This is a genomic window from Lentzea sp. HUAS12 (assembly GCF_024125735.1).
GTDB classification, from domain to species: Bacteria; Actinomycetota; Actinomycetes; order Mycobacteriales; family Pseudonocardiaceae; genus Lentzea; species Lentzea albida.
This window is the reverse complement of the sequence record NZ_CP099738.1, coordinates 6,073,070-6,097,003: the sequence shown is the minus strand read 5'-3', so window position 1 is coordinate 6,097,003 and position 23,934 is coordinate 6,073,070. Positions and strand designations below refer to the sequence as shown.

Below are 23,934 nucleotides of genomic sequence, written 5' to 3'. Positions count from 1 at the left end.
TACTCTTTTACGGTGACCCTGACTGCCCCACCACGGTTGCTCTTCGTGCACGCCCACCCCGACGACGAAAGTCTGTGGACCGGCGGCACCATCGCGCGCTACGCCGCCGCGGGCGCGCACGTCACCGTGGTCACCTGCACGCTGGGCGAAGAGGGCGAGATCATCCCGCCCGCCCTGGCGAACCTCGCCGCCGGTGCCGCCGATCAGCTCGGCGGATACCGGGTGGGTGAGCTGAGATCCGCCTGCGCCGCACTCGGTGTGACCGACCACCGCTTCCTCGGCGGCATCGGCCGCTGGCGCGACTCCGGCATGGTCGACGTGCCGTCCAACGCCCACCCGCGCGCGTTCATCCAGGGACCGCTCGACGAGCAGACCGCCCAACTGGTCGAGATCCTGCGCGAGGTGAAGCCTCAGGTCGTGGTGAGCTACGACGCGTTCGGCGGCTACGGCCACCCGGACCACATCCGCGCGCACGAGATCACGGTGGCCGCGTGCGCCCAGGTCTCGGACGTCGAGCGGGTCTTCTACGCGGTGACGTCCCGCGACGCCACGAACGCCGGTGTGGCGGCCCTGCAGGACGTTCCCGAGGCGTTCCGGCTGCCCGAGCCCGGCGAGCTGCCGGTGACGCCGGATGAAGAGATCACAACGGTTGTCGACATCTCCGAGCACCTGACGGCCAAGCGGCGGGCGTTGAGGGCACACTCGACGCAGGTCAGTGTGTGGGACGGCGGGTACGCGTTGTCGAACGACATCGCGCAGCCGCTGGTCGGGGGCGAGTACTACGTGCTCGCGAAGGGCTCACCGGAAGGTGCGGCCACAGACTTGTTCGGAGGACTTGGGTGAGCGCAAGCGCTGTGACCGCAATCGCCACCGGGTTGTCGTGGCGCTCAGTGGGGCACCTCGCGGCCCCACCCCCGCGCCCCCATGTGCCCGACATGAGGGCGCGGGGGTGGAACCACGATGCACCCGCCTGAGCACCACGACAACGCGGCGACGGTTGGCGGTCACAGCGCTGGCACGCGTGGGTTCCTGTTGCTGCTTCTGTGCGTGGAGGCAGCGGCGCTCGCCGTGCTCGAAACGTTCTTCCTGCCGCTCAGACTCGACGGCGTGATCCTGCCGAGGCTGGGCGACGTCCCGTTCCCGGTCACGATCGTCGTGGCCGTCGTCACCACGCCGCTGCTCGTGCAGTGGGCGGCCGGCCTGTCCGGCCGGGTGTCGGCCGCCGCGGCGCCGTTGGTCGTGTGGTTCTTCACGATCTTCACGCTCGGGTTCCTCGAGCCGGGCGGCCAGGGCCAGTTCCTGCTCGGGGACTGGCGCACGCTGCTGCTGATCGCGGGCGGCGCGATGCCTGGCGCGGTCGCCGTGGGCGCCGTGATGGCGCGCAACGCGGCGAACCGGCCCGGCCTCTACGAGACCGCCGGGATCCAGTAGCGGTAGCGGTGGTGCTCGGTGCAGCCGAGCTCCTCGTACAGCCTGATCGCCGGGTGGTTGTGCTCGGCGACCTGCAGCGCGCACGTCGTGGCGCCCTGCTGCAGGCCCCAGCCCGCGAGTTCGCCCATGAGCTTCCTGGCCAGGCCCTGACGGCGGTGGGACGGCCGCACGGCGAGGCGGGCCACGTGCAGCACGTCCTCCACGACGGCGCCACGGACGGCCGCGACCACCTCACCGTCGTCGGTGAGGCTCGCGAAGCAGACGGTGCCGCCGCTGCCGAGCACGTGCCGCTGGGCGGCGGAGACCTCTGATCCCGCCGTCAGTTCCCACCATCCGGGAAGATCGAGATTCTCGGCTACGCCCTCGGCGAACTTCTCCAGCGGACCGGTCATGACCAGCGACTCGGCGCCGCCGGGGTGGTCGAGGTCGACGTGCCAGCCCGCGGCGGCGATCGCGGACTCCTGTGCCGAGCCCCTGACCACGTGCGCTGTGGGTTTGATGCCGTGCCCGGCGGCGAACCCCTGGACGACCCTCAAGGCGTCGGGTATGGGAATGCCGGGATCACCGCAGGTCAGCGTGCTGTTGGCGCGGCCGGTGAAGCCCGCGGCAGCGCGCATCGACCAGTCTCCTAGCGGAACTTCTGCCAGGGCGGGCCATGCTCGCGCGCAGAGTGACTCCAGATGATCGACGGTGTGCACGCGTTCATCCTGTCCCACCAGGTGTTGTGACGTGGAACACCGCTTAGATAAGGCAAGCCTGACCGGGTGATACTCGAACGTGCCGCGTACTCTCCGGCTTGCGCGGTGTGACCGATGAAGTTGGAGAGCGCAGTGACTTATGTGATCGCCCAGCCGTGCGTGGATCTGCTCGACAAGGCGTGCATCGAAGAGTGCCCCGTCGACTGCATCTACGAAGGCGACCGGATGCTCTACATCCACCCGGACGAGTGCGTGGACTGTGGTGCGTGCGAGCCGGTGTGCCCGGTGGAAGCCATCTACTACGAGGACGACGTCCCCGACGAGTGGAAGGACTACACCAAGGCGAACGTCGACTTCTTCGACGAGCTCGGTTCGCCGGGTGGCGCGTCGAAGGTCGGCAAGGTCAGCAACGACCCGCCGTTCGTCAAGGCGCTCGAGCCGCAGCAGGCCGAAGGGCATTGATCATCGCAGGCAGGGGCCCGGCGCTGCCGGACTTCCCGTGGGACCAGCTGGCCGACCACGCCGCCAAGGCGCGCACGCACCCCGGTGGCGTGGTCGACCTGTCCGTCGGCACGCCCGTCGACCCGGTCCCGGCGGTGATCAGGTCCGCGCTGGCGTCGGTCTCCGACGTCCCCGGCTACCCGACCACCCACGGCACCCCTGAGCTGCGCGCGGCCTTCGTCGCCGCCGTGGAGCGGCGGTACGGGGTCGTCGGACTCAGCGAGGCGGCGGTGCTGCCCACGATCGGCTCCAAGGAGCTCGTGGCGTGGCTGCCCACCCTGCTCGGCATCGGGCCGGGTGACGTCGTCGCCGTGCCCGCCGTCGCGTACCCCACCTACGAGGTGGGCGCGCTGATGGCGGGGGCGCGGGTCGTCCGCCTGGCCGACGGGGAGGCCCCGCCCGCCGGCACCCGGCTGGTGTGGCTCAACTCGCCGTCCAACCCGACGGGGCGCGTGCTGTCGGCCGCGCAGTTGCGCGACGCCGTGGCCGCCGCCCGCGCGGTGGGTGCCGTCGTGGCTTCGGACGAGTGCTACCTGGCGCTGCCGTGGGACTCGTCCCCGGTGTCGGTGCTGCACCCGTCCGTCGTGGACTCCTTCGACGGCGTGCTGGCCGTGCACTCGCTGTCGAAGTCGTCGTCGCTCGCGGGGTACCGGGCCGGGTTCGTCACCGGTGATCCGGAACTGGTCGCGGGCCTGCTGGAGCTGCGCAAGCACGCGGGCATGATCGTGCCCCGGCCGGTGCAGGAGGCCATGCGCGCCGCCCTGGAGGACGACGCGCACGTGGCCGAGCAGCGGTCGAGGTACCTGGCCCGGCGCGAGGTGCTCAAGCCCGCGCTGGAGGCGGCCGGGTTCACCGTGTCGCACTCCGAGGCGGGGCTCTACCTGTGGTCGACGCGCGGTGAGGCCGCCTGGGAGACGATCTCCTGGCTGGCCGACCGCGGCATCCTCGCGGCTCCGGGCACGTTCTACGGGCCGGAGGGCGCGCAGCACGTCCGGGTCGCGCTGACGGCCACCGACGAACGGGTCGCCGCGGCCGCGGAACGCCTCAGGGCTTGAGGGCCGACCAGACCCGTCGCGTGAACTGGTTCGGAGGGACGGCGTCCGTCGTCAGGCGGACGCTCGTGCTGATCTCCTCGCCGCTCAGGCCGAGGCCCAGCACCAGGTGCCAGTGCAGGTCCCACAGGTCCGCGAACGCGTCCAGTTCCACGTCGGCGTCCGCGCTCACGTGGAGCACGGCCGGTTCCGCGACGCGCACGACCCGTTCCACCGCCCGCACGTCCCGCGTGTTCGTGCGGAAGCTGAACTGCAGGTCCACCGTCGCGAGGTCGAGACCGTACGTCGCGTACGAGTGACATCGGTGGTGCGGCAACGACAACGGCTGGTTCGTCTCCAGGTAGAGGTCGCCCTCGAACCGCAGCGTCGGCGAGTGCTGGCTCAGGGTCGCTCTCGCGCTGACGAACTCCCAGCCCGGCATGTCGAGCTTGGGCACCAGCAGTTCCAGCACCTCACCGCGGCGCGCCGAGCGGGTGCGTTCGCCCGAGCGCCACGGGATCTCCCTGCTGTACGGCTCTTTCTTGGTGACGAACACGTACGGCGCGTTGTCGGTCTGCAGCGAGAGGACGACGACGGTGCGGCCGCGCGCCCAGTCGAACGCGACCGTGGTGAGACCCGGTGCGACGCCGTCGAAGTGGCTCTCGACCCGAGGCCACCACGACGACAGCTCCTCGGCCGGCGCGCCCTTGACGTAGCGGCCCTTCTCGTCGACGCCGACGATCCACATCGCCTCGGAGCCGCGCGCGGCGTTGCACAGCGCGGCGATCTGGCGGGCCGCCTTGCCGTGGTCGACCGGCCACTGCGTCTTGAACTCCACGAAGGAGTCCTCCGACTGCGCCCCCTGGAGGGCACGCTCGATCGCGGCGCGAGCGTTCAACTCGAGTCGCTGTTTCAGCACGTGCACCTCCCCGGGGACAGCAGGGACCGGGCCCTGCTCAGTCGTTCGCGTGCAGCGCCGCGTTCAGCTCGACGCCGGTGCCCTTGCGGGGCTTGACCAGGACCGTGCCGGTGACGGAGTCCCGGATGAAGAGCAGGTTCGACCGTCCGCTCAGGGACAGCGCCTTGACGACCTCGCCGTCCGGGAGCGTGACCTTCGTGCCCGCGGTGATGTAGAGACCGGCCTCGACCACGCAGTCGTCGCCGAGGGAGATGCCGAGGCCCGCGTTCGCGCCGAGCAGGTTGCGCTCGCCGATGCTGATGACCTGCTTGCCGCCGCCGGACAGGGTGCCCATGATCGACGCGCCGCCGCCGACGTCCGAGCCGTCGCCGACCACGACACCGCCGGAGATGCGGCCCTCGACCATCGAGCCGCCGAGCGTGCCGGCGTTGAAGTTCACGAAGCCCTCGTGCATGACCGTGGTGCCGGACGCGAGGTGCGCGCCCAGGCGGACGCGGTCCGCGTCGCCGATGCGGACACCGGACGGGACGACGTAGTCGACCATGCGCGGGAACTTGTCGACGCTGTAGACCGTGACCGGGCCGCGCACGCGCAGGCGGGTGCGGGTCTGCTCGAAGCCGTCGACCGCGCACGGGCCGTGGTTCGTCCACACGACGTTCGTCAGCAGGCCGAAGATGCCGTCGAGGTTCGCACCGTGCGGCTGCACCAGGCGGTGGCTGAGCAGGTGCAGGCGCAGCCAGACGTCGTAGGTGTCGGCCGGGGCCGCGTCCAGGTCGACCGCGACCCGGACGCCGACGACCTCGACGCCGCGCTCCAGGTCCTCGCCGAGCAGCTTCGCGGCGGACTCGCCGAGCGCCTCCGCGATCTCCGCGGACGACACGCGGACCGTGCCGAGCTCTCCCGCCTCACCGAGGGCGGGGGACGGGTACCAGGTGTCGAGGACGGTGCCGTCCGGGGTCACAGTGGCCAGGCCGATGCCGTATGCGGTGCTCACGGGTACCGAGCTTAGTCCGCCGAACAGCACCGCCACCGTCCGGCGGAGGGAGTGGAGCGCGCAGTGTCCGAAGTGGACGTCCGTGACGTCGTGACCGGAACCCCTATCCGCACGCTCGCGCAGCTGCGCGAGCTGATCCCGGAACCGTTGCCCTACCTGCGGGACAAGGCCGTCACCGTCGTGGACGAGGGCTCACGCGGGTTCCTCGAGGCCTCGACGTTCTTCCTGCGCGGCGACCCGGCGGGCAGGAAGAAGGTCCTCGGCGAACGCACCGCCGCGTTCGCCGACCGGCCGGCGGCCGGCGCGCGGACAGCTGCCGCACCCTGCCCGAACACCCGCGCGCGGGCATGTTGTTCCTGGTCGCCGGACGCGCGGAGGTCGTGCGCGATGCGCCGTTCCTGCGTGAGTGGCCGGCGCCCGCTCCGTTGCCCGGTCGTCGCTGTGGAACCCGGAGGACTGGCCCGCCGACGAGTCGGTGCCGTCGTTCGCCGGCATCGCGGAGAGCCGGAATCGCCAGTGGAAGGTCAGTCCGGAACCTCGGCGCTGAAGTACAGCGAGCCCAGGTCGCCCCGCGTGGCGATCAGGGCCTCGTTGCACTTGGCCTGCAACGAGTCGGTGCTCGACAGGTTGTCGACGTCGATGGCGCCGCACCGGAGGTTCTCGAAGTCGCCGACGGCCGTCATCAGGCGGGGCAGGACCTCGCTCACGTCGTCCTGGACGGGCTTGCCCTGCAACGACTCGTCGAGCAGCCGGGTCATCGTGCCGACCTCGGCGACCCACCGCGCGCACTCGGCGGGGGTACCGCTGTGCTGCGAGCCGCACGGCGCGGTGAACAACGCCCGGATCTCGCCGCACTGCCGGTCGCAGGCGGCGGGGACCTCACCGCAGCCGGTGGGCAGGAGCAGCAGGGAGATGACCAGGAGTGTGCGCTTGATCACGCAGCGCACGGTATCGGCTGAACGGCGTAGCGCCCAAGCGGCCTGAGTAGGGTGAACGCGTGTCCGACACCCTTGACCTCCTCGCCGACCCGATCGACCTGACGACCGCGCTCGTGGATGTGCGCAGCGTGTCCGGGGAGGAGGGGGAGATCGCGGACCTCGTGGAGCGGTCACTGGCCCTGCACGCGCCCCACCTGGAGATCACCCGATCGGGGAACGCGGTGCTGGCCCGCACGCACCTCGGCCGCGACCGCCGCGTCGTGCTCGCCGGGCACCTGGACACCGTGCCGATCAACGAGAACTTCCCGAGCCGGCGCGAGGGCGACGTCCTGCACGGCTGCGGCACCGTCGACATGAAGGGCGGCGACGCGGTCATGCTCGCGATCGCGGCCCTGAGCACCGACGCGCGCCACGACCTCACGTTCGTCTTCTACGACTGCGAGGAGATCGAGGCCGAGCGCAACGGGCTCACGCGCATCCAGCGCGACCTGGGCGAGTGGCTGCTGGGCGACCTCGCGATCGTCTGCGAGCCGTCGAACGGCACGGTCGAGGCCGGCTGCCAGGGCACGATGCGCATCGAGATCCGCACGTCGGGCGAGCGCGCCCACACGGCCCGCGCGTGGATGGGCGAGAACGCCATCCACTCGCTCGGCGAGGCGCTGCGGCGGCTGGAGTCGTACGTGCCGCGGCAGCCCGAGATCGACGGCTGCCACTACCACGAGGGCCTGCAGGCGGTGAAGATCTCCGGCGGCGTCGCGGGCAACGTGGTGCCGGACTCCGCCGTGCTCACCGTGAACCACCGCTTCGCCCCCGACCGTTCCGCGGAGCAGGCCGAACAGCACCTCCGCGAGGTCTTCGAGGGCTTCGACGTCACCGTCACGGACGTCGCCGCGGGCGCGCTGCCCGGTCTGGGCGCTCCGGCGGCGCAGGAGTTGGTCACGGCGGCCGGCGGCACCCCGGTGGCCAAGCTGGGCTGGACGGACGTGGCGCGGTTCGCCGCGCTGGGCATGCCCGCGGTCAACTTCGGCCCCGGCGACCCGACCCTGGCGCACACCCGCGAGGAGCACGTGGAGGTCCGACAGATCACCGGGTGTTTCGACGTGCTTAAGCGATTTCTGTTGAGCTGATCACTAGCATCTCAGTGATGACGGAAGAGAAGAACGGCGTCGTGGACGAGCGCCCCACCGAGAAACAACGCGGCCCCGTCGTGGAGCGGCGTCATCGCAAGGACGACCGCACCACCACCACGGACCAGCGGCTGCTCGACTCCCGCGGCCCGTCGGACTGGGTGCACACCGACCCGTGGCGGGTGCTGCGGATCCAGGCCGAGTTCGTCGAGGGCTTCGGCGCGCTGGCCGAGGTGCCGAGTGCGGTGACCGTGTTCGGCTCGGCGCGCACCGGACGGGACCACCCGGAGTACCAGCTCGGCCGCGACCTGGGCGCGGCGCTGGCCGAGGCCGGGTTCGCCGCGATCACCGGTGGTGGTCCCGGCGCGATGGAGGCCGTCAACCGCGGCTGTTCGGAGGCCGGTGGCTTCTCGATCGGCCTGGGCATCGAGCTGCCGTTCGAGCAGGGCCTGAACCCGTGGGTCGACCTCGGGGTGAACTTCCGGTACTTCTTCGTGCGCAAGACGATGTTCATCAAGTACTCGCAGGCGTTCATCTGCCTGCCCGGCGGGTTCGGCACGCTCGACGAGCTGTTCGAGGCGTTGACGCTGGTGCAGACGAAGAAGGTCACCAAGTTCCCGGTGGTCCTGTTCGGCACCTCGTACTGGCAGGGGCTGTACGACTGGATCCAGAACTCCGTGCTGGAGGGCGGCAAGGTCGGGGAGAAGGACCTCGCCCTGCTGCACCTGACCGACGACATCGACGACGCGGTCCGGGTCGTGAAGGACGCGCACAAGGCCTGGGCGGACGCACACTGATGTACGTAGCTGTTTACTGCGGAAGCCTCGCCACCGTCCCCCAGAGCTACGTCGACCTGGCCGCCGAGGTCGGCCGGCAGATCGCCGAACGCGGGTGGCACCTCGTGTGGGGCGGCGGGCAGACGTCGATGATGGGCGCGGTGGCCCGTGCGGTCCGGGCCGGTGGCGCGCACACCTACGGCGTCATCCCGAAGGGGCTCGCCACCAGGGAGATCGCGGACCGCGAGTCGACCGAGCTGCACGTGGTCGACACCATGCGCGAGCGCAAGAAGATGATGGACGACAAGGCCGACGCGTTCCTGACGCTGCCCGGTGGCATCGGGACCGCGGAGGAGTTCTTCGAGGTCTGGACCGCCGGTGTGCTCGGCATGCACGGCAAGCCCGTGGTGCTCCTGGACGTCGACAACCACTACAAGGGCCTCGTCGAGTGGCTGGGTGAGTTGCGGGACAAGGGGTTCGTGTCGCACGCGGCGTTGAAGTCGCTGGTCGTCACGGACGACGTGTCAGTCGCTCTTGACGCTTGCGTCGTCTAGTCCCTTGGCCTTGGCCAGGAGCTGGGTCTCCGGCAGGAGGTCCGGGAGCGGGCGGTACGGGGTCGCGGTGACCTCGAAGCGCTTGCCGGAGACCACCCTGCCCTGCCAGGAGCCCGCGATCTCGCCGTCGACCAGGATCGCGCCGCGGCGGCCGAGGATGCGGAAGATGTCCTTCTGCGCGGCCTTGTCCGGCAGGAGCAGGTCGCGGTCCCGTGCCTGGAGGTACGGGTCGGTGGGCGGCAGCAGGCGGACGTCCGGGGGTTCGGCGTCGGCGATTTCGACGTCCTCGGGCAGCCACGCCGGTGCGCCGTCGACGGTCACCTCGACGAGGCCCTCCTTGGGCCAGCGCTTCTTCACCTCACGCGTCGACGTGCCGAAGTAACCGGCCACTTCGGACGGTCCGGCAGGGCCGTGCAGGGTCAGGTAGCGGTGGACGAGCTCGTCGAAGCCCGCGGTCCTGCGGGGGACACCCGGCCAGCCGTGGATGCGTTCGAACGTCACGGTCTTCTCCTCCGGGATGATCCGGAGGCCCGCCGGGAGCGCGCCGAGGCGGAAGATCGGGTCGCTGACGTGCTCGGTCCGGCAGCCCCGGCACGGTTCGATCGTCTGCTTGGGCGCCAGCGGGGTCAGGGCCTTGCTCACCTCGCCCTTGGTCATGGGCTTGGTGACGATCGACCTCATCGCGGTGGCGATGTGCCGCAACGCGTCCAGCAGGTCGTCGACCTTCGGGCGGGCCGCACGGGCTCGCGCGTCGGCGTCGCTCCACGGCCACAGCGCGCGGGAGAACGCCTTCAGCTCGCCCGCCCGGTGCAGGTGCGGGGCACCGCGCACCGACCAGGTCACGGTGAAGTCTTCTGTCGACGGTGCGTCCAGCCTCGCGGCGAGACTCAGCAGGGCCGAGCCGGAGGTGTTGTCCTGGACGCCCAGGGAGAACACCGCCAGCTCGGCCGCGTCGCCGGTCCGCCGGTCCAGCTCGTGCTGGTGGATCCGGTGGAGGAGCACCTGTCGCCGGGTGAGGTCCACCCGGACATTCTTACGCCTTCGGAACCGTGAGGCTCGACGGTCCGAAGGTGACGGTTGAGCCACGCGTCGATTCCGACAGGTAACGCGGGTCCACCGTGTCGATCACCAGTGCGATCCGGTTGCCCGCGCCGACGGTCCACACGGTCGGCTCGAGGTCCACGTCGAGCGTCTGCGTGCGGCCCGCGCCGGTCACCTTCACCGGCTTGTGCGTGATCAGCGCGCCCAGGCCGAGCGGGCCGACCTCGTACAGGTACGCGAACAACGTCGTCGTCTCCGCGCTCGGGGTCACCTGGAGCCGGAGCTTCGGCGTGCCGGCGAGCGTCGCGCCGTTCGGGTACTGCGGCCCGCTCCACACCCCGGCGACGCCCCGGTCGACGAACGGCAGCGAGACGCCGGTCGGGATGTTGAGGAACCCTTGCAGCGCACCGGAGAGCAGGATCGTGCCGCTGTCCGCGACCGTGTTCCAGCCCGCGGTGATCCGCCTGCCGTCGAGCGCGACCGTGTCGGCGTTGCCGTTCGGCCAGGCGCCGAACTTCCTCCACGTGCCGCCGTTGTTGGGCTTGAGCTGCACCGGCTGCTCGGCGTCGATGCCGTTGGCCGTGCCCTTGACGTAGCGGTCGAACCAGCGGCCGACCGACTCCCAGATCTCGTTGGGCAGGCCCGCCGCGCCGAACAGTTCGGCGGTGGCGTGGTCACCCGGCGAGAGCATGAGCCGCTTCGGGCCGGTGAGCTCGCCGTAGAAGTCCGCGATCTGACCCGGCGCGAAGATGCCGTCGTTCCAGGCGTTGCCGAGCAGGACCGCGGTGCCGTTGGAGTTGATCTGCGCGATCTTCGCGGCGGTGGCGGCCGAGCGGTCCGCCGAGATCGGCACGACCTCCCAGAACCTGCCGTCGCGGTAGGCGTCCTCGGCCTCGACGAGCACGGGGCCGGGACGTCCGGTGGCCTTGCCCGCGGCCAGCAGGACCTCGACGGCCTGCTTGTTCACGGTGCTGTTCGGGTAGAGCGAGCGGGCCAGGTCGGTCCACGTGCTGAGCGCCGCCGCGGCCTTGATGCGCCTGTCCGACGCCGCGGCGAGCAGGGACTGCCCGGCGCCGTAGGAGATCCCGGCCGCGCCGACCTTGGTGCCGTCGGCGTTCGCGTTGGCGACGGCCCAGTCGATGACCTTGCTGACGTCACCGACGGTGTCAGGGCCGGCGACGTCGATCTGGCCGCCGGAGTCCCAGAAGCCGCGGCTGGTGTAGCTCACGACGACGTAGCCGGACTCCTTGGCGAGCTTCGCGGCGGCGCCGACGTACTCGATGTTGGGAACCGCCCAGCTGGACGGCATGACGAGCAGCGGGAACGGGCCGCCGCCCCGGCCGGTGGGCTCGACGACGAGGGCCTTCAGAGCGGTGCCGCCGACGCCGGGGATCGATCGGTAGGTGATCTGGTGTCCTGGAGCCGCCGTGGCGGCGACCGGAGCACCGAGCAGGGTTGTGAGGAGTACGAGGGCTAGAACAAGTGATCGTCGCACGCTGGTCCTCCTTGACCATGACGTAGATCACACAGGGTGTTACCGGCGAGTAAACCAGGTTGCTACTCGTGGGTAGCAAGAAGCTGTGAGTCAGGTCACTGTCTACGCTGGGTGGCGTGAACCGATTCCGCGTCACTGACCTGCCGGAAGACCGCGTACTGGTCGTCGCGCATCTGACCAGCGCGGACGAGCTGAGACGGGCCGTGGAGGCGGGTGCGGACGTCGTCGAGTTCGACGGCGAGCTGGAATTGCCGTCACTCACCGGGACGTTGGACGTGGTGACGATCCCACCAGGGGACGAGGACGAGACGCTCGCGGCCGCCACGGTGGCCGCGCTGTCCGGAGCACGCGCCGTTCGTGCGTCTGACGTGCGGCAGGCGAGGAAGGTCGTGGAGATGGTGGCGAGCGTGACGGGGACCCGTCCGCCGGCGCGGGCGATGCGGGCGCTGGCCTGATGCTGCCCGCCACCGAGGCCTGGTTCGCCTCGCACACCTGGCAGCAGCCGTCCTGGACGGTCGACGAACTGGTCGCGCTGAAGCGCGGCCGGACCGTGTCCGTGGTGCTGCCCGCGCTGAACGAGGAGGAGACCGTCGGCGACGTCGTCTCCGCGGTCCGGCCGTTGGTCGGCACGCTCGTGGACGAGCTGGTCGTGATGGACTCCGGGTCCACCGACCGCACCGTCGAGGCCGCCTCGGCCGCCGGCGCGCGGGTCGTGCTGCGCGAGGACGTCGTGCCGTGGCTTCCACCGTTGCCCGGCAAGGGCGAGGTGCTGTGGCGGTCGCTGGCCGCGACCACCGGTGACCTGATCGTCTTCCTCGACTCCGACCTCGTGGACCCGGAGACCGCGTTCGTCACGGCGCTCCTCGGGCCGTTGCTGCTGGACTCCGGCGTGCACCTGGTGAAGGGGTTCTACCGCCGGCCGTTGCGGCTGGAGAGCACCGGTGGCGGGCGGGTGACGGAGCTCGTGGCGCGGCCGTTGCTGAACACGTTGCGGCCCGAGCTCTCCGGTGTGGTGCAACCGCTCGGCGGGGAGTACGCGGCCACGCGGTCCTTTTTGGAGTCCGTTCCCTTCGCGGCCGGGTACGGCGTGGAGATCGGGCTGTTGCTGGACGTGCACCGGGTGCACGGCCTGTCCGCCCTGGCGCAGGTGAACCTCGGGGTGCGCAAGCACCGGAACCGGTCGTTGCTGCAGCTCGGCGCGATGTCGTCGCAGATCATGGGCACGGCGCTGGCCCGGTGCGGGGTGTCCGCGGACTCCGGGCCGTTGACGCAGTTCGTGCAGGTCGGCGGGGAGTGGCTACCCGACTCGACCGACGTGCTCGTCGCCGATCGGCCGCCGATGGTGCACGTGGTCGAAGAGGGCTAGCTGTTCGGTCCGGTGCGTGACGACCAGGGCGGTGCCCCTGCTGTCGTCCAGGACCTGGGCGAGCACCCGGTCGGCCTGGTCGGGGTCGAGGCCCTCGGTGGGCTCGTCCAGCAGCAGGACCTCGGGGTGCGCGAGCACCGATCTGGTGAGGACGAGCCGCTGGCGCTGGCCGCCGGAGATCTCCTCGCCGCGTTCGCCGACGACCCGGTCCCAGTCGAGGTCGAGTTCGGTGATCCCGGCCGCTCGGTCGAGTTCCTCCTGCGTGGCATCGGGTTTCGCCAGCAGGACGTTCGTGCGGACCGTGGTGTGGAAGACGTGCGCGTCGGCCAGCGCGCCCTTGCTGGGTTCCAGGCGGTGTGCGAGAGCGTTGAGCAGCGTGGTCTTGCCCGCTCCGCTCGGCCCGACGATCGCCGTTCGGCCGTGCAGTTCCGGGACGTCCGGGGTGTGCGCCGGTTCGGGCTCGTCCGCAGGCTCGTGCGCGGGCCTGGACAGCGCGGCGAGCGGGACGGTGATCTCGAACGCGGCGACGGCGGCCATGACCAGCCACGCCGGTTCGTGCTGGGCCAGCATCAGCAGGGCCGCGCCGAACTGGACGGCGATCGCCAACGGAGTCAGGTCGCGCGTGCGTTCCTTTCGGGACAGTTCTTTCGCGGTTTTCTTGGCGATGCGAAGCTTCTCGTCGAACAGGCCGTAGGCGATCAGTTCTTCTTTGCCGTGGACCAGTTCCGTGGTTTGTTCGGTCAGCCTGGCGCGCAGCGGCGTGAGGTCCCGCGGCTTGCGGATCGCCAGCCAGGGGAGCAGGGCGAGGTTGACCAGCAGTCCGATGATCAGCGGCAGCGAGAAGCCCGACGCCGCCGCGACGACGGCGCCGGCCAGGGCGGCGGTGATCCACGGCAGGGTGGTGCGGAGCCGGGCGTCGAGGTGCTGGTCGACGTTGCTGACGATGCGGGTCAGTGCCGTGCCGGACGGGACGCGCTTGCGGTGCACGAGGTCGTCGTAGACCTGGCCGCGCAGCTCCACGGCCTCGCTGAGCACGGCCTGGTGGCTGCTCAGGCGTTCCAGGTAGCGCAGGGCGCCCTTGGCTAGCGCCAGGGTGCGGACGGCGACGATCGCGACGGTGAGCGCCTGCACCGGTGGGTGCTCGGCGGCGCGCAGGACCAGCCAGGTCGCGGTGGCGGTGAGGCCGACTCCCGCCAGTTCGGCGAGCGTTCCCATGAGGATCGCGAACTTCATATCCGCACCACCCTGTCGACCTCGGTGAGCAGCGCCGGTCGGTGCGCGACGATCACGGCGGTCCGGCCCCGGATGAAGTCGCGTGTCGCTTCGAGCACCAGTGCCTCCGTCTCCGCGTCGAGGTGGGCGGTCGGTTCGTCGAGCAGGAAGAGTCCGGCCCGGCGCCGGTCGAGCGCGTTCGCCACCGCGACCCGTTGCTGCTCGCCCGAGGAGAGGTTCGCCGGGACGAGCACCGGGCGTTGGGGCACCCAGGCCAGAGCTTCCAGCCACTTCCGCTGGTCGATCTCCCGCAGGTCGACGCCACCGACCAGCACCCGGCCGCGGTCGGGGCGCACGAAACCCAGCAGCAGCCCGAGAACCGTGCTCTTGCCGGCGCCGCTCGGGCCGACGAGGGCGATCCGTTCACCGGGGCGGATGTGCAGGGTGAGGTTCTTCAGGCTGCGGACGCTCACGTTGTCGAACACGATCTCGGCTTGCGTGAGATCAGGTGGCGTCCGGCCTGTGATCTCCTGGGGTGCCGGCACTTTGGCGAGCACCTCCCGTCCCTGTGCGCTGGCGTGGTACTGCGCTCCGGCGGCTCGCAGCGGCAGAAACGCTTCTGGAGCAAGGAAGAGCACGAGCAGTGCGGTGTGGAGCGGCACGCCGCCGTCGAGCAGCCTGAGTCCGACCGGCACGGCGACGAGCGCGACCGACATCGTGGCCACGAGTTCGAGCACGAACGCCGACAGGAACGCGACGCGCAACGCCGACATCGTCTCGGCCCTGTGCTGCGCGGCCAGCCTGCGGACCGTGGCGGACTGCGCTTCGGCCCGTCCGAACGCCCGCAGCGTGCCGATTCCCCTGACCACGTCGAGGAAGTGCCCGCCGAGAGCGGCCAGCGCGTCCCACTGCCGCGCAGTGCGCTCACGGGTGTGCGCGCCGACCAGCGCCCCGAAGATCGGGATCAACGGCAGCGTCACCAGGATCGTCAGGGCCGCGGTGAGGTCGGCGAACGCCAGCCTGACCACCACCGCGAGCGGCACCACGACGGCCAGGACCCGCATGGGCAGGTACCCGACGACGTACGGGGTCACGTCGTGCACGCCCCGGGTGACCAGCGTGGCGACCTCGCCGGCCTTGGTGCCGGGGGAGCGCAGGAACGCCTCCCGCAGGCGGACGCGGGTGCGTTCGGCGGCCCGGTGGGCCCACTCGCGGTGCGCCCACCACACCAGCACCCGCGCGCCGATCACCAGGCACAGCAGGAAAAAGCCGGTGCCACCGCTGAGCACCGACGCCAGCAGTTCGGCCTGGGCCAGCACCAGGAAAGGAACCGGGATCAGCGCGAGGAGAGGACGACGATCGACCACTGCAACACCACCACCAGCGGGATGACCGGGATCGCGACCCACGCGAGCAGGCCGAGGGTGTCGGGGTGCGCCATGAGGCCGGTGACGTCGATCGAGCTGAACGCGAGCGGGATCGGCAACCCGCACAACGCCGCCGTCACCGGGAAGAGGGCCTTCCTGTGCTGGAACGCCCAGCCGTGCAAGGCGAACAGCACCGGCATCACGAACGCGACGGGCCAGGGCGCGTCGAGCAGGTGCACCAGGAAGAGCCCCCAGCCCGCGGACACCATCAGCGCGCCCGTGAACACGAGCCACCACCACAACCTGAGCTGGACCGAGGCCATGAACAGCACCAACCCGGCCAGGAGCAGCGTGAACGTGCTGTGCGCGCCGGAGAGCAGTTCGCCTTCGAGGCGCGGGAACGCCGCGAACAGCACCCCGACCACGGCGACCAGCCACACCTCGTTGCCCAGGAAGAACGGGGTCATGCGGTGCAGCACGGCCTCTCGTCTGCTGAAGGGCAACAGCAGCCCGCTGCCGTAGTCGAAGCCGGCCAGCGCGAAGTAGCCGACGGTCAGAACACCGAGCACGGTCAACCACAGAGCTTCCATCAGAGCGTCACCACCAACGGCGAGACAGGAGCCGGCTCCACGTCCGGACCACGACGGACCGCGCGTGCGATCAACGCCCAGTCGACGCAGGCCAGCACCACGAACAGGGAGGTGAACACGACGAGCGACATGAGGATCTGCGAGGCGTCCACATGCGACACCGCGTCCTCGGCGCGCAACAACCCGTACACGAGCCACGGCTGGCGCCCCACCTCCCGGAACATCCACCCGAAGATCGCGGCGGCGAACGGGAACGGGATGCCGAACACCATGAGGTACAACGGGAAGCGCATCCGGATCACGGCGTCGCGGAGCAGCAACGGCAGGGTGAGCCAGCTGACCACCGTCAGCCCCATCCCGATCAGGATCATGAACCCGAGCGGCGCGCCGATCCACGGCGCCGCCCCGGTCTTGCCCGGCTGGTGCGCGGCGATCACCGGGAACTGCGCGAACCCGGCGCCGATCAGCACCGGCGTGGCGAGCGCCGTGGTCACCACGCCCGTCCGCAGCGACCGCCGGAAGAAGTCGGTCTCGGGCGTGCGCCTGATGAAGTGGTACGCCGAGACGCCGGTCAGGAACACGCCGCCGGCCGTGATCGCCGCGAAGACCACGTGCACGAACGCGGAGGTGAACGTCGGATTGGTCAGCAACGCGCCGAAGTCGTCCAGCCGCAGCACGTTCCCGTCGACCCGGTAGCCGACGGGGTGCTGGAGGAACCCGTTCGCCGCCATGATCCAGAACGCCGAGGCGAACGCGGTCAGCGCCGTCAGGTACAGCAGCGCCAGGTGCACCCAGCGGTGGAGCCTGCCCCAGCCGAAGATCCAGAGCCCGAGGAACGTCGACTCCAGGAAGAACGCGATCAGCGTCTCCAGCGCGAGCGGCGCCCCGAACACGTCGCCGGCGTAGGTCGCGAGACCCGACCAGTTGAGGCCGAACTGGAACTCCATCACGACGCCGGTGACGATCCCGAGCGCGTAGTTGATCACGTAGATCCGGCCCCAGAACCGCGTCATCCGCTCGTGCACGGGCGCGCCGGTGATCGTGAACCTCGTCTGCATGACCACGAGCAGCGTCACCAGGCCGAGCGTGAGCAGCACGAACAGGAAGTGGAACGAGGTCGTCAAGGCGAACTGGAGCCGTGCGAGGTCTGCTGCGCTCATGAGTAGCGACGGTATGTGTAGCGCCGCTACTTATTAAGGCCGGAAACCGCATCTCAGGGGGATCTCAGGGCTGACCCTGACCGAGGATTTCAGGGACCACTCCGAGTGCGCGATGACTAGAGTCGCGACCCATGAAGCCCGACGCGCTCCGCGGCCACCTCGACGCGTTGCTGCTGGCCACGCTCGACGGGAAGCAGCTGCACGGCTACGCGATCATCGAGGCGTTGCAGCAGGGCAGCGGGGGCGCGCTGGACCTCCCGACGGGCACGGTCTACCCGGCGCTGCGGCGGCTGGAACGGGCCGGGCACGTCACCAGCGACTGGAGCACGGTCGGCGGCCGCAAGCGCCGCACGTACAAGCTCACGCAGGCGGGACAACGCGCGCTGAACGCGGAGCGCAGCGCGTGGCGCGAGTTCACGACGGTCATCGACGGGGTGCTGGGAGGGGGGAAGTGGGCACAGCAGTGATCGACCGGTACGTCACCGACCTCGGTGCGCGGTTGCAGGGGTCGAAGAAGCAGGTCCGGGACCTGCTCACCGAGACCCGCGACAGCCTGGCCGACGCCACCGAGGCGCACGTCGGCCGCGGCCTCACCGAGCAGGAGGCCCAGGAGCGCGCGGTCGAGGAGTTCGGTCCCGTGCGCGAGATCGCGAACGAGTACCAGGCCGAACTCGCCGTCGCCTATGGCACGCGCACGCTCGTGTGGCTCGCGATCGTGCTGCCGTTGATGCACATGGCGTGGGAGTACGGGCGGATGCTGCTCATCGGCCCGTGGCAGGACTTCGCCACGATGCCGCCCGCCTGGTACCTGTTCATCGCCAAGGCCAACGACCTGATTAGCGGCATCGCGTCCGGGGTGGCCCTGGTGACGTTGGTGCTGGGCCGGGTCCTCGCCCGCAAGTACGACTCGAAACGGCTCGCGAAGATCGGCGCGGGCGTCGCGCTCACGGCCGTCGGCGCCGTGTTCCTGGGCAACGTCTCGATCATCCTGGCGACCGCGCACCTCGACGTGGCGCGGCTCGCGCAGTCGCTGCCGATGACCATCGCGAGCGTGATCACCTGGATCGTGATCGTTCGTCTCGGTCTGCTCGCTCGCCGCTGCCTGAGCTGTGCCACGATCGTCGCGTGACCAACGCCCTGATCTACCTGATCGTGATGATCGCCGTCGCGGCAGTGGTGTTCCTGCTCGCGGCGTTGGTGTTCGGGCGCGGCGAGGAGCTCGCGCCGCTGCCGCCCGGTGCCTCGCCGACGAGGCTGCCCGCCGACGACATCACCGCGCAGGACGTCCGCGAGCTCAAGTTCCAGCAGGTCTTCCGCGGCTACAAGATGACCGAGGTGGACTGGGCGCTGCAGCGGCTCGCGACCGAGGTCGAGACCCTGCGGGCGCGCGTCGCGGAGCTCGAGGACCGGGAGAGCAGTGAGCACCCGGCCTGAGCCGCTCTCCCGCTGTCCCTGGGGAGACTCGACCCCGGACTACGTCGAGTACCACGACACCGAGTGGGGCGTGGAACTCCACGGCACCCCCGAGCTCTACGAGCGGATGTCGCTGGAGGCGTTCCAGTCCGGCCTGTCGTGGATCACGATCCTGCGCAAGCGCCCGGCGTTCCGCGCGGCCTTCTGCGACTTCGACCCGTCGCTCGTCGCGGACTTCGGCCCCGCCGACGTCGAACGGCTGATGGCCGACGCGGGCATCGTCCGCAACCGCCTGAAGATCGACGCGGCGATCCACAACGCCCGCGTGATCGTCTCGGAGGGCGTCGACCTCGACGCGCTGCTGTGGTCGTTCGCGCCGGCCGTGCACGAGCGGCCGAAGACGTTCGCGGACGTGCCGGCGATCACGGACGAGTCGAAGGCGATGGCCAAGGAACTGAAGAAGCGCGGCTTCAAGTTCCTCGGCCCCACGACCTGTTATGCGCTGATGCAGGCGACCGGGATGGTCGACGACCACATCTCGACCTGCTTCCGGGCGAACGGCTGAGCCGGCTTGGGGAGGGGCGCGGCGTGGCATCGCTCCGGGAGGTCGGCGACGGTCTCAACAGCGTGCTTGACAAGGCGGCGGACGCGGGCGCCGCACTGCAGGTTGCAGCGGAGTTGGCAGAGGACGCACAGCAGCTTCTGATGTCGGCCGCCGGCGGAAGCGCGCAAGCGGATGTCGAGACGACGAACGCGCACTTCGCTGAGGTTGTCGGAGGAGTCGCCGGACTGCACCGCTTCCTCGGAGCCGGCATCTCGTCCGTCGAGTCGATGCTGCATCGACTCGGACTCGCGGTGGACACACCTTCGGCCGAAGCGGTGGGGACGAGACCAGAGCGCGGCAGCCGCGACCACGTCGAACAACTGCGCCGTGGTCAGCCGCCGCCGGTGCAGCCCCGTTCAGGCCAGAGGACGCACGGCAGCTGGTTCGCGAACGCCGACGAGCCCATCCGCGAGCTCACCAGCGGTGAGGACGAGTGGTACGAGGTCGCCAAGCAGCACCTCAAGGAAAGAGGCGTGCCCGCCACGCCTGTGACAGCTGTTGATGTCGAGATCAAACTGGCCGTGCACATGGCGCGCAACAACATCCAGCACGCGACTGTCGTGCTGAACAACACGCCGTGCAAGGGTCGCTTCGGATGCGACGCCTTGGTGCCGGTCGTGCTTCCCGAGGGCAGCACCCTGACTGTCCACGGGATCACCCCGGACGGGAGGATCATGAGGAAGACCTATTCGGGAGGAGCGCCCGCGCCGTGGAGCTAGAAGTGTGGGGCGCCGAGGACAGCGACGAGCCACTGCTGATCCGGACGCCTGAAGAGCTCGACGTCTTGCTGGAACGCACCGGTGGTGTTGATCACGGTGACCACGGCGTTCTGCTGGAAGTGCTCGACGCCGCCTCCCCTTATCGAGTGGTGCTCAACGTTGGGATCTGTCTCGACAGGGGCGCGCTGCGGTATGCCGGTGGCGAGCACACCGACGGCGTTTACAGCAAGAATCCCGACTCGACCGCGCCCGCATCGGAAGTCCGGTTGTTCTACTACATGAACAACCGGAGGGACTTCCCCGCCAACTCCCTGTACCCGATCGACGTCGTGCGCCGCGCGATCCTGCAGTTCATGGAATCCGATGGCGGGCTCCCGGCCGCGGTCGAGTGGCAGCAGGAACCCGTCAGCAGTTCCGGGACGGGACAGTGAGCGGGTGACCCGCTGCCCTCACTTCCCGGTGAACTTCGGCGCCCGCTTGTTCACGAACGCGTCCACGGCCTCGCGGTGGTCCTCGGTCGCCCCGCAGTCCGCCTGGGTGCGGCGCTCGGCCTCCAGCGCGTCCTCCAGCGTCCCGTCGGCCGCGGCGGCCAGCGCCTCCTTGATCTTCGCGTAGGCCGTCGTGGGCCCGGCGGCGAGCTTCGCGGCCAGCAGGTGCGCGGTGGAGAGCAGTTCGGAGTCGGGCACGACCTGGTTGACCATGCCGACCCGCAACGCCTCCTCGGCGCCGACGGGCTGGGCGAGCAGCATCATCTCCATCGCGCGGCCGTGGCCGATCAGCCGCGGCAGCGTGTACGACGCGCCGGAGTCCGCGGTGAGGCCGACGTTCGCGAAGGCCATCAGGAACTTCGCCGACTGGCCCGCGATCCGCAGGTCGGCGGCGTAGGCGAAGGAGGCACCGGCGCCGGCCGCGCTGCCGTTGACCGCGGCGATCACCGGCTTCGGCATGCCGATCAGCTCGCGCACGATCGGGTTGTAGTGCTTCTCGACGGTGTGCAGAGGGGCGGGATCACCGGCCTGCAGCAGGCCGATGTGCTCCTTGAGGTCCTGCCCCGCGCAGAACGCCCTGCCCGCACCCGTGATCACCACCGCGCGCACCGACGCGTCCACCGCGGCGGCCTTCAGCTCGGCGAGGAACGCCTCCTTCAGCGAGACCGTGAAGGCGTTGAACGACTCGGGGCGGTTGAACGTGAGCGTGCGCACACCATCGGCGTCTTCGACGAGGAGCTCGGACACTGGACCTCCATCAAGCAGTGGAAACGTTGCGCACCGGCCGCAGGCACCCGTCGACGAAGCGACTCGTGCCCGGTGCCAGCCGCAGGGTCTGTTCGTCGAAGAACGACGCTGCCGCGTGCCCCGGCCAGTCCGGTGGCAACAGTTCAGCAGGAAGACCGGGATCGCGGAACAGGAACTTGCGCCACGCGTGCAGCAGCTGCTGCGAGGCCGCGAACGCCGCCGCGTCGTCCGTTTCGTCCACAACGGACACCTTCTCGGTCCAGTGCGCGACGAACCCGGCGTAGTCGCGGCGCAGCTCGGCCAGGTCCCAGGCCTTCGCGGCCAGCTCGGCGTCGCCACCGTCGTGTGAACCGTGAAAAGTTCGTGCGGCGATTTCTCCGGCGGCCAGCACGTCGGCCAGTCCGGAGGACGGCCGGGGAGCGATCCACGTCACAGGACCGAGCGCGCCGTAGCCCAGCAGCTGCAGTTCCGACGCCAGGTGGTCGCGCGAGTCGCGGCCGGGCATCTCCTCCAGCACCACGACGTGCCAGCGACCGTCCCACGTGGACGGCCCGGTGCGGTAGATGCGGGCAGCGGCCTCGTCGAGCCGGCGTTCCCCGCGGGGTGTCATGGCGTATCCGGGCCCGTCAGGCAGCCTGCTGGGCTGCAACCAGCCCTGTCTGACCGTGCGCGACACGGCCGTGCGGACGGCCGGCGCGGCGAAACCGAGGGGCTCGAGCAACCGGACGAGCGCGGCGATGGTGGCGGCGCCGCCGCGTTCGCGAAGGTGGCCGCCGTAGACGTCGAAGAGCGCGGAACGGGCTCGCACCCGGCCCAGTCTGTCACGACACGTCCGAGGGTGGCCAAAGTGTTGTGAGTTGGTGAAAACAGGTGTTGATCAGGCACAAGTGAAGATCGACAACTGTCACCCGGACTCGCCAAAAGATCGGTTCGGTTTCGCCCCTGAGTCGCGATAGGGGAGAATGGAGCAGATCCGGCCTGGCCGGACGGGGAAGATGTTGACGGAGGGAGCACGCGATGGCGGCCATGAAGCCCCGGACCGGCGACGGTCCCCTCGAGGTCACCAAGGAGGGACGCGGCATCGTCATGCGCGTGCCGCTCGAGGGTGGTGGGCGCCTTGTCGTCGAGATGTCGGCGGACGAGGCCAGCGCCTTGGGCGACGCGCTGAAGGCCGCCGCCGGCTGAGGCACCCGGCGAGGAAGCAGTGTTGAGCCCCGGTTTCCACAGTGGAGACCGGGGCATCGCTTCGTTCTCGGCCCAGGCGAGAATGAGCGGTCGTCAATGCAACAGGGAGGTCCAGCCGTGCCGTCGACGGTTCCGTCAGTGCCCACCAAGCTCGTGGACGTCGAGGTGGCCACCACCGCGCGCCGCGGCGTGCCGGCGGTCGTGCTCGCCGCCACCGGACCGGCGCTCGGACCGGGTGGCGACGGCATCGACGTCTCCGACCTGACCGGCAAGGCCGGTGAGGCGGTCCGCCACGACGAGACCTGGACGCTCGGCGTCGGCACCGGGACGCCCGCCGACTACCGCACCGCCGGCGCGGCGCTCGTGCGCGCGCTGAGCGGCGACGACGCGCCGAAGACGGCCGACGTCCTGCTGACCCCGGACTTCGACACCGAGAAGGTGCGCGCCCTCGTGCTGGGCGCGGCGCTCGGCGGCTACCGCTTCAAGGTCACCGGGGAGGACGCCCCGAAGCGCGTCGGCTCGCTGCGCCTCGTCACCGCGGACACCGGGTTCGAGGAGGTGCTCACGTCGGCCGCGCTGAAGGCCCACGCGCTGGCCACCGCCACCTCGCTCACGCGCGACCTCGCCAACACCCCGTCCAACGTCAAGGACCCGCGCTGGCTCACCACGACCGCCGCGAAGCTCGCGGACAGGGTCGACGGGCTGACGGCGACCGTGCGCGACGAGAAGTGGCTGGCGCAGCAGGGCTTCGGCGGCGTGCTGGCGGTCGGCGGCGGCTCGTCCCGCCCGCCGCGGTTCCTCGAGCTGACCTACGGCACCACCGGCCCGCACCTGGTGTTCGTCGGCAAGGGCATCACGTTCGACACGGGCGGCATCTCGGTGAAGCCCGCCGACGGCATGCACCTCATGCGCACCGACATGGCGGGCGGCGCCGCGGTGATCTCCGCGCTGCTGGCCGTGGCCCGGCGCGGGCTGCCGGTCAGGGTCACCGGGCTCGTGCCGTGCGCCGAGAACCACGTCTCCGGCTCGGCGTACCGGCCCGGTGACGTCGTGCGGCACTACGGCGGCGCGACGACCGAGGTCCAGAACACCGACGCCGAGGGCCGCATGGTCCTGGCCGACGCGATGGCGTACGCGGTGAAGAACCTGAAGCCCGACCTGCTCGTGGACATCGCGACGCTCACCGGCGCGATGAAGGTGTCGCTCGGCCTGCGCACGGGCGCGGTGCTGACCCCGTCCGACTCGCTGGCGGCCGAGGTGGTCGAGGCGGGCGCGAACGCTGGCGAGAAGTGGTGGCGGATGCCGCTGCTGGAGGAGCACGTCGACGCCGTCACCAGCGAGATCGCCGACTACAGGCAGACCCCGCCCGGCCCCGGCGGCATCACGGCGGCGCTGTTCCTGCAGAAGTTCGCGGGCGACGTGCCGTGGGCGCACCTCGACATCGCGGGCCCCGCTCGCTCGGAGAAGGTCTACGACGAGGTCGTCGCGGGCGCCACCGGGTTCGGCGCGCGGACGCTGGTCGAACTGGCTGAAAAATATTCGCGTTAACCGACGATCGACCGATACGAGACGGCGGCG

The 23,934-nt window shown here is 70.4% G+C and carries 29 protein-coding genes; 17 read left to right on the top strand and 12 right to left on the bottom strand.

Going from position 1 to position 23,934, the window contains the following annotated elements:
• Nucleotides 1–12 precede the first annotated feature (12 nt).
• Together mshB and ND450_RS27705 are read left to right on the top strand one after the other, a co-directional pair.
• Complete coding sequence (mshB, locus tag ND450_RS27710) at nt 13–843, top strand: N-acetyl-1-D-myo-inositol-2-amino-2-deoxy-alpha-D-glucopyranoside deacetylase (RefSeq protein WP_253321503.1); 831 nt, start codon at nt 13–15, stop codon at nt 841–843.
• 117 nt (nt 844–960) lie between these two features.
• Nucleotides 961–1,431: a hypothetical protein gene (locus ND450_RS27705; protein ID WP_253321502.1), complete on the top strand. Its 471-nt coding sequence runs from the start codon at nt 961–963 to the stop codon at nt 1,429–1,431.
• On the opposite strand, the gene ND450_RS27700 is transcribed toward ND450_RS27705, so the two are convergent.
• The gene (locus ND450_RS27700; protein WP_371927422.1) at nt 1,407–2,048 is read right to left on the bottom strand and encodes a GNAT family N-acetyltransferase; all 642 of its coding nucleotides are present in this window, start codon (nt 2,046–2,048) and stop codon (nt 1,407–1,409) included. The genes ND450_RS27705 and ND450_RS27700 overlap by 25 nt on opposite strands.
• Before the next feature lie 213 nt (nt 2,049–2,261).
• On the opposite strand from ND450_RS27700, the gene fdxA reads away from it, so the two are divergent.
• Together fdxA and dapC are read left to right on the top strand one after the other, a co-directional pair.
• The gene (gene fdxA / locus ND450_RS27695; protein ID WP_218159521.1) at nt 2,262–2,591 is read left to right on the top strand and encodes a ferredoxin; all 330 of its coding nucleotides are present in this window, start codon (nt 2,262–2,264) and stop codon (nt 2,589–2,591) included.
• Entirely contained in the window at nt 2,588–3,685 is a 1,098-nt protein-coding gene (dapC, locus tag ND450_RS27690) for a succinyldiaminopimelate transaminase (protein WP_305885179.1), read from the top strand. The genes fdxA and dapC overlap by 4 nt, the downstream gene beginning before the upstream one ends.
• Here the strand turns inward: dapC and ND450_RS27685 are convergent.
• The 3 genes from ND450_RS27685 to ND450_RS27675 all read right to left on the bottom strand — a co-directional run bounded on the left by ND450_RS27685 (nt 3,675) and on the right by ND450_RS27675 (nt 6,512).
• Nucleotides 3,675–4,580 (bottom strand): hypothetical protein, encoded by a 906-nt coding sequence (locus ND450_RS27685; protein ID WP_143091441.1) that lies wholly within the window; start codon nt 4,578–4,580, stop codon nt 3,675–3,677. The two genes, dapC and ND450_RS27685, sit on opposite strands and share 11 nt — an antisense overlap.
• Nucleotides 4,581–4,617: 37 nt before the next feature.
• A complete protein-coding gene (dapD, locus tag ND450_RS27680) occupies nt 4,618–5,574 on the bottom strand; it encodes a 2,3,4,5-tetrahydropyridine-2,6-dicarboxylate N-succinyltransferase (RefSeq protein WP_245785881.1) in 957 nt (318 codons plus the stop codon).
• A 524-nt stretch (nt 5,575–6,098) separates the two neighbouring features.
• Nucleotides 6,099–6,512, bottom strand: coding sequence for a hypothetical protein (locus ND450_RS27675; protein ID WP_253321500.1), 414 nt, complete (start codon nt 6,510–6,512; stop codon nt 6,099–6,101).
• A 59-nt stretch (nt 6,513–6,571) separates the two neighbouring features.
• Between ND450_RS27675 and dapE the strand changes: the two genes are divergently transcribed.
• The 3 genes from dapE to ND450_RS27660 are packed head-to-tail and all read left to right on the top strand — an operon-like array spanning nt 6,572 to nt 8,969.
• Nucleotides 6,572–7,639: a succinyl-diaminopimelate desuccinylase gene (gene dapE / locus ND450_RS27670; protein WP_253321499.1), complete on the top strand. Its 1,068-nt coding sequence runs from the start codon at nt 6,572–6,574 to the stop codon at nt 7,637–7,639.
• 17 nt (nt 7,640–7,656) lie between these two features.
• On the top strand, nt 7,657–8,436 hold the full coding sequence (locus tag ND450_RS27665) for a TIGR00730 family Rossman fold protein (RefSeq protein WP_253321498.1): 780 nt from the start codon (nt 7,657–7,659) through the stop codon (nt 8,434–8,436).
• A complete protein-coding gene (locus ND450_RS27660) occupies nt 8,436–8,969 on the top strand; it encodes a TIGR00730 family Rossman fold protein (protein ID WP_253321497.1) in 534 nt (177 codons plus the stop codon). Before ND450_RS27665 ends, ND450_RS27660 begins: the two co-directional genes overlap by 1 nt.
• On the opposite strand, the gene ND450_RS27655 is transcribed toward ND450_RS27660, so the two are convergent.
• A complete protein-coding gene (locus tag ND450_RS27655) occupies nt 8,940–9,992 on the bottom strand; it encodes a winged helix DNA-binding domain-containing protein (RefSeq protein WP_253321496.1) in 1,053 nt (350 codons plus the stop codon). The two genes, ND450_RS27660 and ND450_RS27655, sit on opposite strands and share 30 nt — an antisense overlap.
• Before the next feature lie 10 nt (nt 9,993–10,002).
• A complete protein-coding gene (locus tag ND450_RS27650; RefSeq protein ID WP_253321495.1) occupies nt 10,003–11,505 on the bottom strand; it encodes a CocE/NonD family hydrolase in 1,503 nt (500 codons plus the stop codon).
• A gap of 116 nt (nt 11,506–11,621) precedes the next feature.
• Here ND450_RS27650 and ND450_RS27645 point away from each other — a divergent pair, with 116 nt between their 5' ends.
• Together ND450_RS27645 and ND450_RS27640 are read left to right on the top strand one after the other, a co-directional pair.
• Nucleotides 11,622–11,960, top strand: a complete 339-nt coding sequence (locus tag ND450_RS27645) for a hypothetical protein (RefSeq protein WP_089909706.1) — start codon at nt 11,622–11,624, stop codon at nt 11,958–11,960.
• Complete coding sequence (locus ND450_RS27640; protein ID WP_253321494.1) at nt 11,960–12,871, top strand: glucosyl-3-phosphoglycerate synthase; 912 nt, start codon at nt 11,960–11,962, stop codon at nt 12,869–12,871. The genes ND450_RS27645 and ND450_RS27640 overlap by 1 nt, the downstream gene beginning before the upstream one ends.
• Here the strand turns inward: ND450_RS27640 and ND450_RS27635 are convergent.
• Genes ND450_RS27635 through ND450_RS27620 form a run of 4 tightly spaced genes read right to left on the bottom strand, consistent with a single transcriptional unit; the run spans nt 12,803 to nt 17,200 of the window.
• Nucleotides 12,803–14,104, bottom strand: a complete 1,302-nt coding sequence (locus tag ND450_RS27635; protein ID WP_253321493.1) for an ATP-binding cassette domain-containing protein — start codon at nt 14,102–14,104, stop codon at nt 12,803–12,805. The two genes, ND450_RS27640 and ND450_RS27635, sit on opposite strands and share 69 nt — an antisense overlap.
• The gene (locus tag ND450_RS27630) at nt 14,101–15,450 is read right to left on the bottom strand and encodes an ABC transporter ATP-binding protein/permease (protein ID WP_253321492.1); all 1,350 of its coding nucleotides are present in this window, start codon (nt 15,448–15,450) and stop codon (nt 14,101–14,103) included. The genes ND450_RS27635 and ND450_RS27630 overlap by 4 nt, the downstream gene beginning before the upstream one ends.
• Nucleotides 15,420–16,040, bottom strand: coding sequence for a cytochrome d ubiquinol oxidase subunit II (locus ND450_RS27625; RefSeq protein WP_253321491.1), 621 nt, complete (start codon nt 16,038–16,040; stop codon nt 15,420–15,422). The genes ND450_RS27630 and ND450_RS27625 overlap by 31 nt, the downstream gene beginning before the upstream one ends.
• Nucleotides 16,040–17,200 (bottom strand): cytochrome ubiquinol oxidase subunit I, encoded by a 1,161-nt coding sequence (locus ND450_RS27620; RefSeq protein WP_253321490.1) that lies wholly within the window; start codon nt 17,198–17,200, stop codon nt 16,040–16,042. Before ND450_RS27620 ends, ND450_RS27625 begins: the two co-directional genes overlap by 1 nt.
• 131 nt (nt 17,201–17,331) lie before the next feature.
• On the opposite strand from ND450_RS27620, the gene ND450_RS27615 reads away from it, so the two are divergent.
• From ND450_RS27615 to ND450_RS27590, 6 genes are read left to right on the top strand one after another with little or no spacing between them, the layout of a single operon-like run.
• Entirely contained in the window at nt 17,332–17,667 is a 336-nt protein-coding gene (locus ND450_RS27615; protein ID WP_089909725.1) for a PadR family transcriptional regulator, read from the top strand.
• A complete protein-coding gene (locus ND450_RS27610) occupies nt 17,652–18,329 on the top strand; it encodes a permease prefix domain 1-containing protein (protein ID WP_253321489.1) in 678 nt (225 codons plus the stop codon). Before ND450_RS27615 ends, ND450_RS27610 begins: the two co-directional genes overlap by 16 nt.
• Complete coding sequence (locus tag ND450_RS27605; RefSeq protein ID WP_089909731.1) at nt 18,326–18,634, top strand: DivIVA domain-containing protein; 309 nt, start codon at nt 18,326–18,328, stop codon at nt 18,632–18,634. The genes ND450_RS27610 and ND450_RS27605 overlap by 4 nt, the downstream gene beginning before the upstream one ends.
• The gene (locus tag ND450_RS27600; protein ID WP_253321488.1) at nt 18,618–19,178 is read left to right on the top strand and encodes a DNA-3-methyladenine glycosylase I; all 561 of its coding nucleotides are present in this window, start codon (nt 18,618–18,620) and stop codon (nt 19,176–19,178) included. Before ND450_RS27605 ends, ND450_RS27600 begins: the two co-directional genes overlap by 17 nt.
• A 23-nt stretch (nt 19,179–19,201) precedes the next feature.
• The gene (locus tag ND450_RS27595; RefSeq protein ID WP_253321487.1) at nt 19,202–19,936 is read left to right on the top strand and encodes a DddA-like double-stranded DNA deaminase toxin; all 735 of its coding nucleotides are present in this window, start codon (nt 19,202–19,204) and stop codon (nt 19,934–19,936) included.
• Nucleotides 19,937–19,938: 2 nt separating this feature from the next.
• Entirely contained in the window at nt 19,939–20,367 is a 429-nt protein-coding gene (locus tag ND450_RS27590; RefSeq protein WP_253321486.1) for an Imm1 family immunity protein, read from the top strand.
• A gap of 18 nt (nt 20,368–20,385) precedes the next feature.
• On the opposite strand, the gene ND450_RS27585 is transcribed toward ND450_RS27590, so the two are convergent.
• Both ND450_RS27585 and ND450_RS27580 read right to left on the bottom strand, forming a co-directional pair.
• Nucleotides 20,386–21,171 carry an enoyl-CoA hydratase-related protein gene (locus tag ND450_RS27585; protein ID WP_253321485.1) on the bottom strand — a complete coding sequence of 262 codons (786 nt, stop codon included), beginning with the start codon at nt 21,169–21,171 and terminating at the stop codon, nt 20,386–20,388.
• A gap of 10 nt (nt 21,172–21,181) precedes the next feature.
• Nucleotides 21,182–21,979 carry a PaaX family transcriptional regulator C-terminal domain-containing protein gene (locus ND450_RS27580; protein ID WP_253321484.1) on the bottom strand — a complete coding sequence of 266 codons (798 nt, stop codon included), beginning with the start codon at nt 21,977–21,979 and terminating at the stop codon, nt 21,182–21,184.
• A gap of 209 nt (nt 21,980–22,188) precedes the next feature.
• Here ND450_RS27580 and ND450_RS27575 point away from each other — a divergent pair, with 209 nt between their 5' ends.
• On the top strand, nt 22,189–22,356 hold the full coding sequence (locus ND450_RS27575; RefSeq protein WP_065914675.1) for a DUF3117 domain-containing protein: 168 nt from the start codon (nt 22,189–22,191) through the stop codon (nt 22,354–22,356).
• Between the two features lie 96 nt (nt 22,357–22,452).
• Entirely contained in the window at nt 22,453–23,904 is a 1,452-nt protein-coding gene (locus ND450_RS27570) for a M17 family metallopeptidase (RefSeq protein WP_253321483.1), read from the top strand.
• Nucleotides 23,905–23,934 lie beyond the last annotated feature (30 nt).